This is a genomic window from Flavobacterium arsenatis (assembly GCF_031456785.1).
Lineage (GTDB): Bacteria > Bacteroidota > Bacteroidia > Flavobacteriales > Flavobacteriaceae > Flavobacterium > Flavobacterium arsenatis.
The window spans coordinates 16,719-31,781 of the sequence record NZ_JAVDVI010000005.1; the positions used below are offsets into that span (position 1 = coordinate 16,719).

The window sequence follows — 15,063 nt, forward strand, 5'->3', positions numbered from 1 at the left end:
GGATTTTCCCTCCAGTCGGGGTTAGAAATAACAACTTTAGGCTTCTATTGATCTTTGGTTTTATCGACTAAAACATCATGTTTTCAACTTCAGATCCACAACGTGGCGAAACAAATTAGAAGAGGGTAAATCCTGTTTAATAATCAAGTTGAAATTCAGCCCTGAAAGGGCAAAAGAAATTAGAATAGGGTGAAACCCTATTTAATAATCAAAAACAGTTAAAGTTCAGCCCTGAAAGGGCGAAACAACTGATATAACATCAATCAATAAACTGTTCTGAATCTTGCATTTTTTTGATATTTCTCTTTCCAACCGTTAAAATCAGTAAAGCCAAAGTAGATGAAGCCAGCAAAATAACTGTTATTGGCGTCATCGAATCTTTTACAAATAACCCAACTGCAACAGATGCAACCGAACCTAGAATCATCTGAACAGCACCCATCAAAGCCGAAGCGCTTCCTGCATTTTTAGCAAAGGGAGCCAAAGAAAGTCCAGCCGTATTAGGGCTTGCCAATCCCAAACAAGAAAGAAACAGAAAGAACATTGCTATAATTCCGTATAAATTAAAAACGTCGTTCATCACTCCAACTAAAAAAAAAACACTGATAATGGATTGCGAAATCAAAGCCACACGGACTAATTGTTCACTTGTATATTTCCTTAGAAGTATAGAATTCAATTGACTTGAACCGATAAAACTTACCGAAAGCAAGGCAAAAATCCATCCGTATGTTTTTCCATCCACCTTATAAATATCCATGAAAATCATTGGAGAACCTGCCACATACGTAAATAATCCGGCAAACGCCACGGCTCCCGTAAAAGCATAAGTATAAAACTGTGGTTCTTTTAAAACCATCAAAAAGTTACTAATGATCGGCTTTGGTTTTAATGAAATGGAAGTATCAGGTTTGTAGTTGCTTGGCAAGGCAAATTTCACGGCTGCCAAAATTGCAACTCCCATAAGTGTCAGGATTATAAAAACGGCATGCCATCCGAAATCTGCTGTTACATAACCACCAATTGTGGGTGCCAACATCGGCGAAAGCCCTAAAACCAGCATCAATTTTGCAAAAACCTTCGGAGTTTCCTTTACAGGAAATAAATCCCGAACCATCGTCATTGCAGCAACCGAAGCAGCACAACTTCCGACAGCTTGGATAAAACGAAGCACTATAAAACTATCAATATCGGTAACAAAAACGCAACAAAGCGATGCTATTATATAAACCAAAAGTCCGATGTACAAAGGTTTTTTCCTGCCAAAACGGTCCAATAATGGTCCATATAATAATTGACCCGCAGAAATTCCGATGAAATAGCTTGACAAGGACAAGGAAACATTGTTTACAGTTGTGTTTAAATCTTTGGCAATGGCACTAAAACCAGGAAGATACATATCTATTGAAAACGGACCAATTGCAGTTAAGGAACCTAAAACAAGGATAAGCCAGAAGTTTTTTTGTTTTTCCATTGATATAAATAGGAGGGAGTTTTAAAATGCAAATATAAGTATTGCAAAACTTCATTTTGAATTATACACAACTTTATGAGTTTTGATTCAATTTCTGAAATAAATTCAGTGGAAATATAAATTACAGAATTACAATTACCGAAAAACAAGCGTTTTTGCTAATTTTTAATTAAAACTTCATTCAAATTGATCACGTTGTTTGATTTTTTTCTAACTTTAATAAATGAATTTCTGTCCTTTTAAAACATCAAAAAAGAAGACAAAAGGTTTCTAATTTAATTCGATTTTTATGAAAATAGTAATAGTGGGTGGTGGGTTTGCAGGTATAAATCTAGCAAAAGAACTCGGAAATGTGAAAGGTATTGAAGTGACTTTGGTCGATAAGAACAACTACAATTTTTTCCCTCCTTTAATATACCAAGTTGCAACTGCCTATCTTGAACCATCAAGCATCAGCTATCCATTTAGGAAGTTTTTTGCAGGAAAGAAAAACCTAACTTTCCGTCTTGGAGAAGTTATCAAGGTAAATCAGGAGCAAAATACAATTGAACTCAATAATGGCGAATTGAGCTATGATTATCTTGTTTTTGCAACAGGTGCCGAAACCAGCTATTTTGGAATGGAAAATGTTAAGAAGAACGCCATTCCGATGAAAACCTTGAACGATGCAATCGAAATGAGAAACAAGCTGCTTCAAAACATGGAAAAAGCTGCCATCTGTAAAGACACTCGAAAAAGAAGAAAATTATTGACTATTGTTGTGGCAGGAGGAGGACCAACAGGAGTGGAGGTTTCCGGAATGTTTGCCGAGATGCGAAAAGGGGTGCTTCTAAAGGAATATCCAGAACTTTCCACTTCAGCTAGTAATATTTATCTGGTTGATGGTGGGGATGCACTACTTTCGCCAATGAGTAAAAAATCGCAACAGGACACTTATGATGAACTGACAAAAATGGGAGTTGTTGTGAAATTGAATACACGAGTAGTAGATTTTAATGGTGATACAGTATTTTTTGCTAATGGAGAATCAATCGATACTAAGAACTTAATTTGGGCGGCCGGAGTTACTGCCAAGGAATTCGAAGGAATTGCTCCAGAAAGCTACGGAAGAGGGAAGAGGCTGGCAACGGATGAGTTCAACAAAATCCATAACACTGCAAACATTTATGCAATTGGTGATACCTGCATTCAATTGACTGATAAGAATTTTCCTAGTGGGCATCCTCAAGTGGCTCAAGTTGCCATACAACAAGGTAAAAATTTGGCCAAAAATTTCATTTCACTAATGAACAATAAACCGCTAAAACCATTTGAATATAAGGACAAAGGGTCAATGGCAATTATCGGTAAAAACAAGGCTGTTGTTGATATTCCAAAACCAAAAATGCATTTTAATGGTTTTATTGCATGGATGGTTTGGCTTTTTATTCACTTGATTTCGCTGATAACCTATAGAAACAGGCTGCAAACTTTTTACAATTGGATGGTGGCTTATTTTGCAAAAGACCAATCGTTCAGGATGATAATACGTCCTGAAAAAAGAGCCAAAAGTTCGGATTTAAAGGTGTGAATCTTATAACAAATAGCAAAAATAGTATAAACCCTATTTGAGTTTAATTTGGAAATTTGTTCCTGCTTATGGAGTAATAAATAAGCAAAAAAACATAAAATCTTTTGGTTATCCAATTGTATTTTCCCACGGAAAAGTGGAGTAGCCTAACTATGCTACTCCACTTTTTTATTGGAATCTAAAGTATTCAATTAAAGCATTCATTATTAGTGAATTATATTTTATAATGCTCTTTTTAAAACTATAATTTAAAGTTAGATTTAAATAAAAATTTATGTGATATATGAAATAAAAAAAAATGCATATATTTATACAACCAAAAACAACACCTACTTAATGAAACTATACGTAAAATATGACATCAATCTGGCATGCAGAATTATAATGCAGGAACAGCTTGAAAGACTAGCAATTAAATATGAGCTTTTAGAATTTGGAGAAATCGAAATAAGCGATTCGGTTTCTGATGAAAGCTTTACCGATCTCCAGAATAGCCTTGAACGATATGGGATAGAGATTATCAACAATCAGAAAAGCCAGTTGGTTCAAAGGATTAAGGATACTATCATCGAAATGATTTATGAGAAGGACAAGCTTCCGACTTCAACCATTTCGAATTATTTGGCAGATAAACTTAACTTGAGCTACGGTTATATCGCTAATGTTTTTTCAGAATATACTTACACTTCAATTGAGAATTTTATTATTATTCAAAAAATCGAAAGAGCAAAGAAGTTAATTGTGGAAGATGGCTTAACTTTGACCGAGGTTTCGTATAAATTAAATTACAGCAGTGTTGCCTATTTGTCAGCACAATTTAAAAAAGTTACCGGATTGACGCCTTCAATGTTCAAGAGAATCGTTGACAGGCGTAGAAATTTAAACCAATAACACTTAAACTCCAAGAGTAATGAATTCGGACAGTTCACAAATGCGTATACTTTTAGCCGAAGATGATGAAGACGACCGTCTTTTCTTCAACGACGCTATCAATGAATTGAAAATGAACAACAGGCTGACGATTTTTAAGGATGGACGTGATTTGATGGATTATCTGGAAAATCCAGAAACAATTCAGCTTCCTCATATTTTATTCCTGGATTTGAACATGCCTTGTAAAACGGGTGCCGAATGCTTGAAAGAAATCAGGGCGAATCCTAAATTCAAGGACCTAACAATTGCAATTTACTCGACTTCATCATCTGACAAGGATATTGAAGAAACCTTTATCGGTGGAGCAAACATCTACATTAAAAAACCAAACGATTTCTCGAAACTTAAAAAAGTAATCAAGGATGTGGTGAACATGAACTGGCAATATCACACGTCTGGACTAAACAAAGAAACTTTTTTCTTGAGTATTTGATAGCAAAAAATGAAATTCCTGAAACAAAATAAATACGTCTTTTTTTTAAGGATTGCTTTAGGAATTTCAATTATTGCAATAGGTTATCTTACTACAATGTTCTATTTCCAGATGAAAGATCTGGATTCTTCATTTCAATCAATTGAAAATTCGAATGCTACCCAAAATGAACTTGATCATCTTTTTTCTATTTTAAAAGAAGATGAAATTAAACTTTCGAATCTTATAATTGCCGAAGATATTGCTTTTTCAAAAGGTATTTTTAGTAGGGAAGAGGCTCTAAGTAAAATAGATAGGCTAAAGCAACTCTCATTTGTCCATAGATTTTTGCATGAAAGCATCCTCCAATTGGAAGTTCTGATCGACAAAAAATATACCTTGTTTCAAGAAATTGTAGTTTTATCAAGGAAAAGTTCCGCAAGTGAAGAAACATTCACGGAAAAGCTTTATGAAAATAAAAGGTTTAATGTTGAGCTTTATTCTTTTCTGGAAAATGAGTTAAGACCAATTATCAGGGGCATACAATTGCACGATAGCAATTATCCTGAAAAAATTAGCGATACGAGAAAGACAGTTTTTATTTTGGCCATTGTCTCCATTCTTATTTTTCTTTTGTCTTATAGCAAAATGAATGATAATCTATTGATCTTAAAGAAAGTAAATGATGATTTGAGGTTGCTAAACGAAACCTTCAACAACGCTGAAAAGATTGCCGGTTTTGGTTATTGGAAAGTGAATTTAAAGACAAACAACTATACTTTTTCCGACAATTTCTATCGTCTTTTAGAAGAAGAAAAACAGCATTTTCATCCAAGTTTTGAAAATATTATAAAATATATCCACCCAGACGATCACGAATACGTAGCGAAAACCTATCAGAATTCTATTGAAAGTCATATTCCAACATCCATATTATACCGCTATATTTTGCCTTCTGGAGTATTGAAATATGTCATTTTAACGGCCAATTTTAGAACCAATAATAAAGGCGAAAGTATCAAAATTGGTGTAATACACGACGTTACGGAGCAATTCAAGAAGACATTCGAGTTGGAAGAAAACAACAAGAAACTGATTGCCATTAATGCTGAATTAGAGTCATTTAACAACATTGCAAGCCATGATTTGCAGGAACCTTTGAGGAAAATCCAAATGTTTATTTCTAGGATTGAAGCCAATGATTTGGAGGCGATCTCTGAATCAGGAAAAGGTTATTTTGATAAGATAAAGCTTTCGGCCAACAGGATGCAGAATCTTATGATTGATTTGGTGAATTATTCCAGAACCATCAAAAGCGATAAAGTTTTTATAAAAATCAATTTAAATGAAATTCTGAAAGACGTTATTGATGAACTTGCTGTGAATGTTCAAGAAACAAAAGCAAAAATTTCTATTGATGAGCTTCCTGAAATTTTTGGTACAAAATTTCAAATACAGCAATTGTTTGTCAATTTGATTTCAAATTCATTAAAATATACAAAACCAAGTGTAATTCCCGAAATTCAAATTTCTTGGGTTGATTCCTTTATGGATAATTTAAAAGAAGCCGTTAATGATGCATCTGATAAAATAATAAGCGATAAAGATTATTATAAGATTATTGTTAGCGATAACGGAATTGGATTTAACCAAGAATATTCGCATAGGATTTTTCAACTTTTCAGACGCCTTGAAACTGAAATTACTTATACAGGAACTGGTTTAGGTTTAGCTATTTGCAAAAAGATAATTGAAAATCATAATGGCTATATTAAAGCTGAAGGAACGTTGAATGTTGGTGCTAAATTCATCATATATTTACCAAAAACCTTATAATTTAAATTGTATTATTTTTGAACTATAATTTATATTATGTAAAATAGAATATTTCATAATATAGGATCTACACTTCACTAAAGCATAAAAAAAACACCACTTTCGCGGTGTTCTCTTCTTTTAAATAGAAAACTCTATTTTACATTAATTGGAATATTCCAATTGTCCCAACTTAAAGTAATGTTGTCTTTGTTGATTTTGTAAACAAGTTTCTCTGTTTTTTCTTTTGCAGCAACCGGTTTAACTTTAACTCTCAAAGCATCTTCATTTTCTTTGTAATCATAAGCTCCCCATTGTTTTGCCACTTTATTGAAAATTACTGTAGCATTATCTTTTTCAGGAATGATGAAAATTGAATATTTTCCAGCTGGTAACTTTTTTCCTTCAACAGTCAAATCTTTGTCGGTTTCAATTGTCGTGGCATCATTTGCTCCAGCACGCCAAATTTTGCCATAAGGAACCAATCCGCCCCAAATTTCTCTTCCTTTAACGGAAGGACTTCCATAATTAATAGTTACTGCAGCTCCATTGAATTTACCTTGAGCGGTTTCTGCCGGACTGGCAGCTTTTTTTTCCTGAGCACCAGCAATTGCAATTGACATCGTAAAAAGGACAGTGCAAATTTTGTTTCTTAATTTCATAATAGTAATAGGTTAATTAATATGTAACGTAAATATAATCACAACGCTTAAAAAACTTATTTTAATTATAATACATTTAAGAATTTAAATAGAAATTGATAACATTCGTAATTTTAAAATCATTTGAATTTTCACGCCTTTATAGTTTCGTATTCAAGTTTTAATTTATTAATTTTAGACTTTATCTGAGTTATGAAAAATAGTATTGCTGAAAGAATTGCCGATTTTCTTATTGTTTACCCACCTTTTTCCGATTTGTCGCATGATGAATTAGCGGAAGTTGCATCTAACATCAAGGTCTTGAATTTAGAAAAAAACAAAACGTTGTTTCAAATCAACGACTTACTGCATGATAGTTTCTATGTTGTGGCTTCTGGCGTTATCAATCTTTCGGTGATTTCGGATGCCGAAGAGACTTTGCTTAATAAATGTGTTCCTGGAGATATTTTAGGATTACGTCCTTTTTTTGCTAAAAACAACTATCTGATGACAGCAAAAGCACGTGAAGAAAGTGTGGTTTACGCAATACCGATTGATTCTTTTCGACCATTTGTTGCCAATAATGCTAATGTGTTGGATTTTTTGCTTCAGAGTTTTGCCAATACTTCAACCAATCCTGCTGAACGTTCAAAGGGAAAATTATTGAACGATTCCGTAAGGCAAATCGATAATCAGTCGGAAATACAATATTTCCAATCCTTGGATTATAATAAGAAACCATTGACCTCCTCGCCTCAAGCGATTGTTCAAAATGTTGCCCAAATTATGACCGATAATCTTTCGGGATGCGTCATTATTCAAGAAAATAACCTTCCAGTCGGAATTGTTACAGATACGGATTTGCGTTCTAAAATTGCAACAGGAAGGTTTTACATTACAGCTTTGGTTGGCAATATCATGTCGTCTCCCGTGGTTACAGTTCCTGAGAATTTGTCACTTGCCGAAGCTCAACTTTTTATGTTACGGCACAATGTGACGCATTTATGTGTCACGGTTGATGGCTCTGATAAGACGGAAATCAAAGGCGTTATTTCGCAACAGGATATCATTGCAGCTCAAGCCAATAATCCAGGAATATTAATCAAGGAAATAAAACGTGCTCAGAATCCTGATGAATTGAAACGTTTAAGAGAAAAGCTTGCTGAATTCATTCGTACTTCTTTTGACAAAAAAATTCCACTTTCTCACATCAATAATATTGCTGGGGAAGTAAATATGGCAATCATAAAAAGGGCCATTGATTTATCGATTTTAGAATTTGGCTCCCCTCCTGCCCGTTTTGCATGGTTAAGTATTGGAAGCCAAGGCAGGAAAGAACAACTCTTGTTGACGGATCAAGACAGTATTTTGGTTTTTGAAGATGTGGCTCCAGACAAATACCGAGATGTTAAGGATTATTTTTTGAAGCTTGCTAAAAAGGTAGTTGGTATACTCGAAAATGTTGGTTATCCCTATTGTCCTTATGGCCACATGGCAAGCAATCAAGTTTGGTGTAAGTCCTTAACTGACTGGAAGAACCAATACAGCAATTGGATGAATACTCCAGGTGAAAAAACAGATGAAATCTGCAGTATTTTCTTTGATTATGAAATTGCCTTTGGCGAAACTCAACTCGAAGAAGCACTTACGGAACAGATTTTTAAGAATGCCGAAAAAAATAAAAAATTCTTTGCTTTTCTTGGTACAGATTCCTTAAAGAAACCAGCACCTTTAAGCTTTTTTAAACAGTTCATCCTTGAAGAAGAGGGTGATCAAAAGGATAAATTTGATATTAAGATAAGAGCGATCATGCCTTTGGTTGATGCTGCAAGGGTTTTGGTTATCAGTCATAATATCAGAGGGATAAACAATACGTTTCTTCGGTTTAAGCAATTGGCCATCACGGAGCCTAAATATTCCGAAGCCTATTTGAATGCAGCGGAAGCTTTTCTAACTTTATCAAAATTTAGAACACAGGAGGGTATAAAAAACGGAACAACCGGACAATACATCAACCTTGAAGAACTTTCTAAATCCGACAGGGAAAAGCTGAAAAACGCACTTCTTCCCATGAAAGATTTGGAAGAGATTATAAAAAATAAATTCCAACTTACTTATTTCACTTAAAATATGCTCGATTGGTTAAAAAACATCAACAAGGATTATCCTGATTTCTGGAAAGAATATTTATCCAAATTCGAAAAAAAATCGAATCGATTTGTCGTGCTGAGTACTGAAACTACTGGTTTGGATGCCAATAAAGATGTAATACTTTCTATTGGAGCCATCGGAATCGAAAACAATACAATACTAATTGGTGATACTTTTGAAGTGGTATTGCTACAATATGTTTACAACCACGACCATGGTATTTCAAATGAATTTATAATCGAAAGCAAACAGCCTAAATCCCTCGAACCTCAAGCAATTCAAGCTTTTGTTGAATATTTAGGAAATGCTGTTATCATAGGTCATCGTGTTGATTTTGATGTGGAAATAATCAACAATGCACTGGAAAAACTGAAATGTGGCAGAATTAGGAATGAAGCTTTGGATATTGAAGTCATGTATCGAAAATGGAAAGAAGTTAGTGATGACAAGGAATTTTCATTGGATGAGCTGAGTATGCTTTTTAAAATTGAAACCAGCGACAGGGTTTCGGCCTCTGAGGATGCTTATACAATTGCTTTGCTTTTTCTAAAACTAAAATCCCGATTGGGAATTAATTAGTTTCAAGAAAAATTCGTCTGTCAAATTTTCCGTGATGGGTTATCGATATAGTATTTTGATTTCCGTGAATATAGGGAATCCCGTCTTTCTTTATAATTTTTAAACCTTTATCGAATTCTTTTATAAATTGGAAAGAATCCTGCTTTGCAACTGCAATTGTGTAAATGTAATTTTCCGTAACCTCGGTTCTACAAAAATAGCATTTATCAAAGCATTTTACTTTTACTGAAATTTGTTTATTAGCAAATTCTAAATCGCATTCTAGTTGCAATGGAATAAAAGCTCTGATGAGTGTTTGTCGATTGTGAATTTTATAGGCAGCTTCCTTGCAACTCCATAAAAGCCACACCATTTTTTCAGGATTTTCAGAATACAGAATAATTTTTTGTTCACTTTCCGTGAAAATTTTTTCCAAGAAACCTTTTCTTTTCCAATTGCTTTCGGTTTTGGCTAATTCTAAATCTACGATATCGTTACCAATCATCTCTTTGCAAGTTCGGTTTCTATAATTTGCAGGGCAGCTTCAACATTGAGCATTTTTTCCATTGCTTCGTTATCAATTACAATGTCGAAAGTTTCTTCAATATCTAATACAATATCTACTAAATTAGCAGAATTAATCATCAAATCATTGATGAAATCTGTTTTCTCATTTAAGTTTTTCAAAGCCTCTTCGTCCTTTACGTAAGGTTTTATAATAATCTTCAGCTTGTTGATCAAGTTTTCTTCTTTCATAATTATAAATCTAATATTTTTTAAAAATAACGCATCCGTTTACATCTCCAAAACCAAAACTTGCCTTTGCAACAATATTTATTTCCTTGTGGATAATTTGCTGTGGAATTCTTGAAGAGTCAATAATGGCAGTAATTTCGGGATTTAAATCTTCACAATTGATATTCGGAAAAATAAAACCATGATGCAATTGCAAGATTGAAGCGACACTTTCAATACTTCCAGAACCTGACAAACAATGTCCAGTTGTGGATTTCAGTGAATTGATATAAGGAAACAATCTACCATTTAAACCCAAGGCTTCACTCCAATTCGAAATTTCGAAAAAATCTTTGGAAGTCGCTGTCAGGTGTCCGTTGATTGTATCTATTTCTTGGGAGGAAATGCCTGCGTCTGAAATGGCTTCTTTAATACATTTTTGAACCGCAGCTGCATTCGGAGCCGTCATTGTTCCTCCACCTCTTTGACCGCCGGAATTAATATTTCCACCTAAAACTTCCGCATAAATTTTCGCACCACGTTTTAAGGCCGATTCCAAATCTTCGAGCAATAAAGCTCCTGCTCCACTTCCTGGAACAAATCCCGAAGCACTCGAACTCATCGGTCTTGAGCCAGTTTCCGGTGTATCATTGTGTTTAAATGTACAAACTTTCATCGCATCAAATCCGCCCCAAATATAAGGACCGGAATCGCTTGTGCTTCCTGCTAAAACACGTTTTGCTTTTCCTGATTTTATTCTTTCATAAGCCATTAAGATCGCTTCAGTTCCAGTTGCGCAAGCTGATGAATTTGTTGTTACTTGATTTCCCAAGCCTAGTTTTCCGCCCAAAAAAGCACTAATTCCACTGTTCATTGTTTGGGCTACAGCCGTACTCCCAAGTTTCCGTGTTTGCAAATCATCAATCTTATAAATGCTTTCGCGGAATTTTTCTATACCGGAAGTTCCAGCTCCAAAGATGGTTCCGCTGTCCCAATCGGGTTGCTGCCTGTTTTCTATTTGCAAACCGGCATCTTTCCAAGCATCAATTCCGGCAATAACGCCATATAAAATTCCAGTTGAATTGAAATTCCTTAATTCAAGTTCTGTAAAATAGTCCAATTTTAGACTTTCAGATACTTTCGGTGTCCCCGAAATCTGACAAGAAAATTGTAAGTCTGCCAATTGCTGATTGAATTTAATTCCGGATTTGCCTGTTTGTATTGCTTTTAAAAACGCGTCAATCCCTACTCCATTTGGAGCAACGATACCAAGCCCTGTTATGACAACTCTTTTTTGCATAATTAGAAATTATACTTGTTTGATATTTACCATCATTCCTGAAATTGTTCCCGAACAAACCTCTTCATTTTTTTCATTCAACATCCTTACATTGCATTTCAATTTATTAAAACGAAAGTATATTTTTTCCGAAATAACAGTCACTTTTTCATTCGGAAATACAGGTTTTAAAAATTCAATATTAGCTGATGTTAAGGATATTAACTTCCTTTTATTTAATTTATAATTTAATAAAAATATTCCCAAACATACAAGTCCAATTTGTGCCATCGTTTCTGTTAGTATTACTCCAGGTGTAACAGGATTATCTTTAAAATGACCTTTATAAAATTCTAAATCCCCATCAAAAAAGAAAGTACCTTCAACACCATTTTCATCAATTTTTAGAATCTCATCGACAAACAAAAATGGTTTTGAATACGGTAATTGTTCAAGTATTTCTTTATCAGTCATATCTAAATTAAAATTGTAATAAAATTCTTTGTGCTGTAAATCCTGGACCAAAACTGAGCATCAAACCTTTTTCTCCTTTTTTAGGATTATCATTCATGATACTGTCTAAAACATACAAAACCGTAGCACTTGACATATTTCCATATAAACGTAAAACTTCTTTCGTTGCATCTATATTTTTATGTGATTCTTTGAATAAATCTTCCACCGTTTGAACGATTTTTTTTCCGCCAGGATGAAAAATAAGATGTTGAATATCTTCTATCTTAAGATTATTCTTGGCTAAAAAAGGATGAATTATGTTCGGGAAATGGGAAGCAATAGTATTTGGGACTTCAATATCCAAGACCATCTGCAAACCAGAATTCGTAACTTTGAAACCCATCATGTGTTCATTATCATAAAAGTGATACATTTCTTCGGCAAGAATTTCGGGACCTTCGTTATTTTCATCTGAGGAAAGCAAAACACAAGCGGCACCATCGCCAAAAATTGCAGCACTGACAATGTTTGCCATCGAAAAATCATCTAACTGAAAAGTAGCCGTTGGGCTTTCTACGGCAATTACAGCAGCACGCTTTCCCGGGTTTGAAGCTAGGAAATTCTTAGCATAAATAATTCCAGAAACCCCAGCTACACAACCCATTTCGGTTACAGGCAGTCGAACAATATCTTGACGCAATTTTAATTTATTGATGAGATAGGCATCCAATGAGGGAATCATAATTCCAGTGCAACTCACAGTAATTATATAGTCTAAATCCTGTGGTTTCCAATTGGCTTTTTCAAGTGCTTTCTGTAAAACTTGTTCTCCAAGTAGTACCACTTCCCTACTGTAAATATCATTTTTTTCGGCGAAAGCAGTTGCTGTAAATACTTCCGATGGTTCCATAATGGAATAACGTTTATCGACTGCAGCACCTTCGAATATTTTTTTTACTTTTCGGATGAAACGCTCCTCTTTTCCAAAAAGCCAACCGTCCAGAAAAGGAATTATTTCCTCTGTAGTTCGTGAATATTTGGGTAATTGCTTGGCAACTGTTACTATTTTTACACTCATATTTTTGAAATTATCCATTGATAACGGAAAGCCCATTTCCATTGGATTGTATAATTTTTTAAATTTAATTTTTTGGAAAACAGCACCAAATCTTCTTTTTTGAATCCTCTTAATATTGAAACCAAACCATCTTGTTCCGACATCTTATTTAATTTGAAAATTGAGCACAACAGTTTGAACAATTTATAAGCTGAAGTGCTTCGATGTAAATCATTAATGACAATTCCCATTTTTGACTGTCGGTTTAGAATATCCAGTAAATAAATAATTTCATCGTCTTTAAAATGATGAAGCGTCAAGGTGCATAAAGCAATATCATAATCTAATTTCCGAAATGATGCCTCAAAAATATCTTTGCATTTGTAGCTTACATTGCTATAATCCTTTGATAAATTTTCGGCATATTTGATGGTGTAAGAATTTGCATCAATTCCGATTAGATTAAAATTATAACCTTTTTCGTTTGCAAAATCAGCCAATTTTCGCAACATATCGCCATTGCCACAACCAATATCTACGATTGTAATTTCCTCATTTTTGAAACCATTTTTGAGGAGTTGCTTTACTCCATCTAAAGTTAACTTATTACCGCCAAGAAACTGATTAATTTTGGCGATTTTGTCAAGAGCATCACGAATTTCATCTCCTTCAAGAGAAAAATCATCCATAATTTCAGGAGCACTACTACGATATTTCGTATTTATCTTCATATCGTAAGGGTTTTTCCGTGGGTTTTTTGAATTATTTTAGGCAACAGATATGGGAAAACACCAAAAATATCCATGATTCCTTCCGATAGGTTTTTATTTTGCAAAAGCCTTGACAAAAGCCTTCCCGTTTTCAACCTCGAACTGAAGTTTTTCGTCCATTGTTTGATATAATTTTTCTCAAAAGTTTCGCGTGTAATTGCACCAGAAAAATATTCAGGAATAAGTTCAGACACAATTTTAGCACCGTGAATTGCCATTGCCATTCCGTTTCCACATAAAGGATGAATCAAGCCGGCAGTATCTCCAATCATCAAAATATGATTTTCAACGCAATTTTTTTCTGAAAATGAAATTTGACTTATCGTTAAAGGCTTATCGAAAATTGGAGTTGCATTTTCAAATATGGATTTCAATAATGGATTTTTATATAAAACGGCTTTCTCATAGTGATCGGTATTTTTATACTTTTTAAAAGTTGCATAATCAGCCAAATAACAAATGTTCAAAATATTGTTTTCTACATTTGAAACACCACAATAGCCTCCTTTAAAATTATACAATCCGACCAGATCTGATGGAAAATCACCATTAAAATGTCCTTTTACAGCAAGCCAAGGAGATTTTTTAAGTATAAAATCCCGGTTGAGCTTTTGATCAATAGTAGAGCGTTTACCAAATGCTCCGATAACAATGTTAGCTTTTAGAACTTTTCCTTCTGATAAATTAACATCGAACTCATCATTTGAAAAGTTAATGTCGGTTACAATATCTTTTATGATTTTACACTTATTTTCGAGTGCTTTTTTATACAGCAAATAATCAAATTCATAACGGCTTATGCCGAAACCACCCAATGGCAAATTACCAGAAATGGTTTTCCCAGATTCTGTAGAAAAAAGAAAATTCGAAATGGATTGTGGTTTTAATAAAGGAATATCTATATCAAGCCAAGACAAATATGGCAAGACTTCATTAGAAATATATTCTCCACAAACCTTATGTTTAGGGAAATCATTTTTTTCGACAAGCGTGACTTCGATTCCAATCTTAGATAGATGAATCGCTGCTGTCAAACCTGCCAAACCGCCTCCAATTATGATTACTCCGTTATTTTTCATAATGAGTAAATATAAGGCTTTGTAAGGAGAAAGACTTTGTGTTTAAACTTAAAAACTTATAGGATTTGGGAATAAATTATATTGAAATACCTTTAAAGATATGCAAATATCGCATCTAGTTTAAAAGTATTCT

15 protein-coding genes are annotated in these 15,063 nt (G+C 34.0%); 6 read left to right on the top strand and 9 right to left on the bottom strand.

All coding sequences use genetic code 11. From position 1 onward, the window contains the following. Positions 1-259: 259 nt before the first annotated feature. Positions 260-1,474: a multidrug effflux MFS transporter gene (locus J2X31_RS06705; RefSeq protein WP_310025469.1), complete on the bottom strand. Its 1,215-nt coding sequence runs from the start codon at positions 1,472-1,474 to the stop codon at positions 260-262. A 289-nt stretch (positions 1,475-1,763) separates the two neighbouring features. Here J2X31_RS06705 and J2X31_RS06710 point away from each other — a divergent pair, with 289 nt between their 5' ends. The 4 genes from J2X31_RS06710 (at position 1,764) to J2X31_RS06725 (ending at position 6,225) form a co-directional block, all read left to right on the top strand. After that, positions 1,764-3,044: an NAD(P)/FAD-dependent oxidoreductase gene (locus tag J2X31_RS06710; protein WP_310025470.1), complete on the top strand. Its 1,281-nt coding sequence runs from the start codon at positions 1,764-1,766 to the stop codon at positions 3,042-3,044. Positions 3,045-3,380: 336 nt separating this feature from the next. Further along, the gene (locus J2X31_RS06715; RefSeq protein WP_310025471.1) at positions 3,381-3,935 is read left to right on the top strand and encodes a helix-turn-helix domain-containing protein; all 555 of its coding nucleotides are present in this window, start codon (positions 3,381-3,383) and stop codon (positions 3,933-3,935) included. Positions 3,936-3,975: 40 nt separating this feature from the next. After that, positions 3,976-4,410, top strand: a complete 435-nt coding sequence (locus tag J2X31_RS06720) for a response regulator (protein WP_310025473.1) — start codon at positions 3,976-3,978, stop codon at positions 4,408-4,410. Between the two features lie 9 nt (positions 4,411-4,419). Then, positions 4,420-6,225: an ATP-binding protein gene (locus J2X31_RS06725; protein WP_310025474.1), complete on the top strand. Its 1,806-nt coding sequence runs from the start codon at positions 4,420-4,422 to the stop codon at positions 6,223-6,225. Positions 6,226-6,359: 134 nt separating this feature from the next. On the opposite strand, the gene J2X31_RS06730 is transcribed toward J2X31_RS06725, so the two are convergent. Next, on the bottom strand, positions 6,360-6,866 hold the full coding sequence (locus tag J2X31_RS06730; protein ID WP_310025475.1) for a DUF2911 domain-containing protein: 507 nt from the start codon (positions 6,864-6,866) through the stop codon (positions 6,360-6,362). 192 nt (positions 6,867-7,058) lie between these two features. Between J2X31_RS06730 and J2X31_RS06735 the strand changes: the two genes are divergently transcribed. Continuing rightward, the gene (locus J2X31_RS06735) at positions 7,059-8,972 is read left to right on the top strand and encodes a DUF294 nucleotidyltransferase-like domain-containing protein (RefSeq protein ID WP_310025476.1); all 1,914 of its coding nucleotides are present in this window, start codon (positions 7,059-7,061) and stop codon (positions 8,970-8,972) included. A gap of 3 nt (positions 8,973-8,975) precedes the next feature. Beyond that, entirely contained in the window at positions 8,976-9,575 is a 600-nt protein-coding gene (locus J2X31_RS06740) for a 3'-5' exonuclease (RefSeq protein WP_310025477.1), read from the top strand. Here J2X31_RS06740 and J2X31_RS06745 read toward each other — a convergent pair. The 7 genes from J2X31_RS06745 to J2X31_RS06775 are packed head-to-tail and all read right to left on the bottom strand — an operon-like array spanning position 9,568 to position 14,930. After that, complete coding sequence (locus J2X31_RS06745; protein ID WP_310025478.1) at positions 9,568-10,059, bottom strand: 4'-phosphopantetheinyl transferase family protein; 492 nt, start codon at positions 10,057-10,059, stop codon at positions 9,568-9,570. The genes J2X31_RS06740 and J2X31_RS06745 overlap by 8 nt on opposite strands. After that, positions 10,056-10,310 carry an acyl carrier protein gene (locus tag J2X31_RS06750; protein WP_310025479.1) on the bottom strand — a complete coding sequence of 85 codons (255 nt, stop codon included), beginning with the start codon at positions 10,308-10,310 and terminating at the stop codon, positions 10,056-10,058. Before J2X31_RS06750 ends, J2X31_RS06745 begins: the two co-directional genes overlap by 4 nt. 10 nt (positions 10,311-10,320) lie before the next feature. Then, on the bottom strand, positions 10,321-11,589 hold the full coding sequence (locus J2X31_RS06755; RefSeq protein ID WP_310025480.1) for a beta-ketoacyl-[acyl-carrier-protein] synthase family protein: 1,269 nt from the start codon (positions 11,587-11,589) through the stop codon (positions 10,321-10,323). Positions 11,590-11,598: 9 nt separating this feature from the next. Continuing rightward, positions 11,599-12,042 carry a 3-hydroxyacyl-ACP dehydratase FabZ family protein gene (locus J2X31_RS06760; RefSeq protein WP_310025481.1) on the bottom strand — a complete coding sequence of 148 codons (444 nt, stop codon included), beginning with the start codon at positions 12,040-12,042 and terminating at the stop codon, positions 11,599-11,601. Between the two features lie 7 nt (positions 12,043-12,049). Then, positions 12,050-13,102, bottom strand: coding sequence for a type III polyketide synthase (locus J2X31_RS06765; protein ID WP_310025482.1), 1,053 nt, complete (start codon positions 13,100-13,102; stop codon positions 12,050-12,052). Continuing rightward, the gene (locus J2X31_RS06770) at positions 13,099-13,812 is read right to left on the bottom strand and encodes a methyltransferase domain-containing protein (protein ID WP_310025483.1); all 714 of its coding nucleotides are present in this window, start codon (positions 13,810-13,812) and stop codon (positions 13,099-13,101) included. The genes J2X31_RS06765 and J2X31_RS06770 overlap by 4 nt, the downstream gene beginning before the upstream one ends. Continuing rightward, positions 13,809-14,930 (bottom strand): NAD(P)/FAD-dependent oxidoreductase, encoded by a 1,122-nt coding sequence (locus J2X31_RS06775; RefSeq protein WP_310025486.1) that lies wholly within the window; start codon positions 14,928-14,930, stop codon positions 13,809-13,811. The genes J2X31_RS06770 and J2X31_RS06775 overlap by 4 nt, the downstream gene beginning before the upstream one ends. Positions 14,931-15,063: the final 133 nt, after the last annotated feature.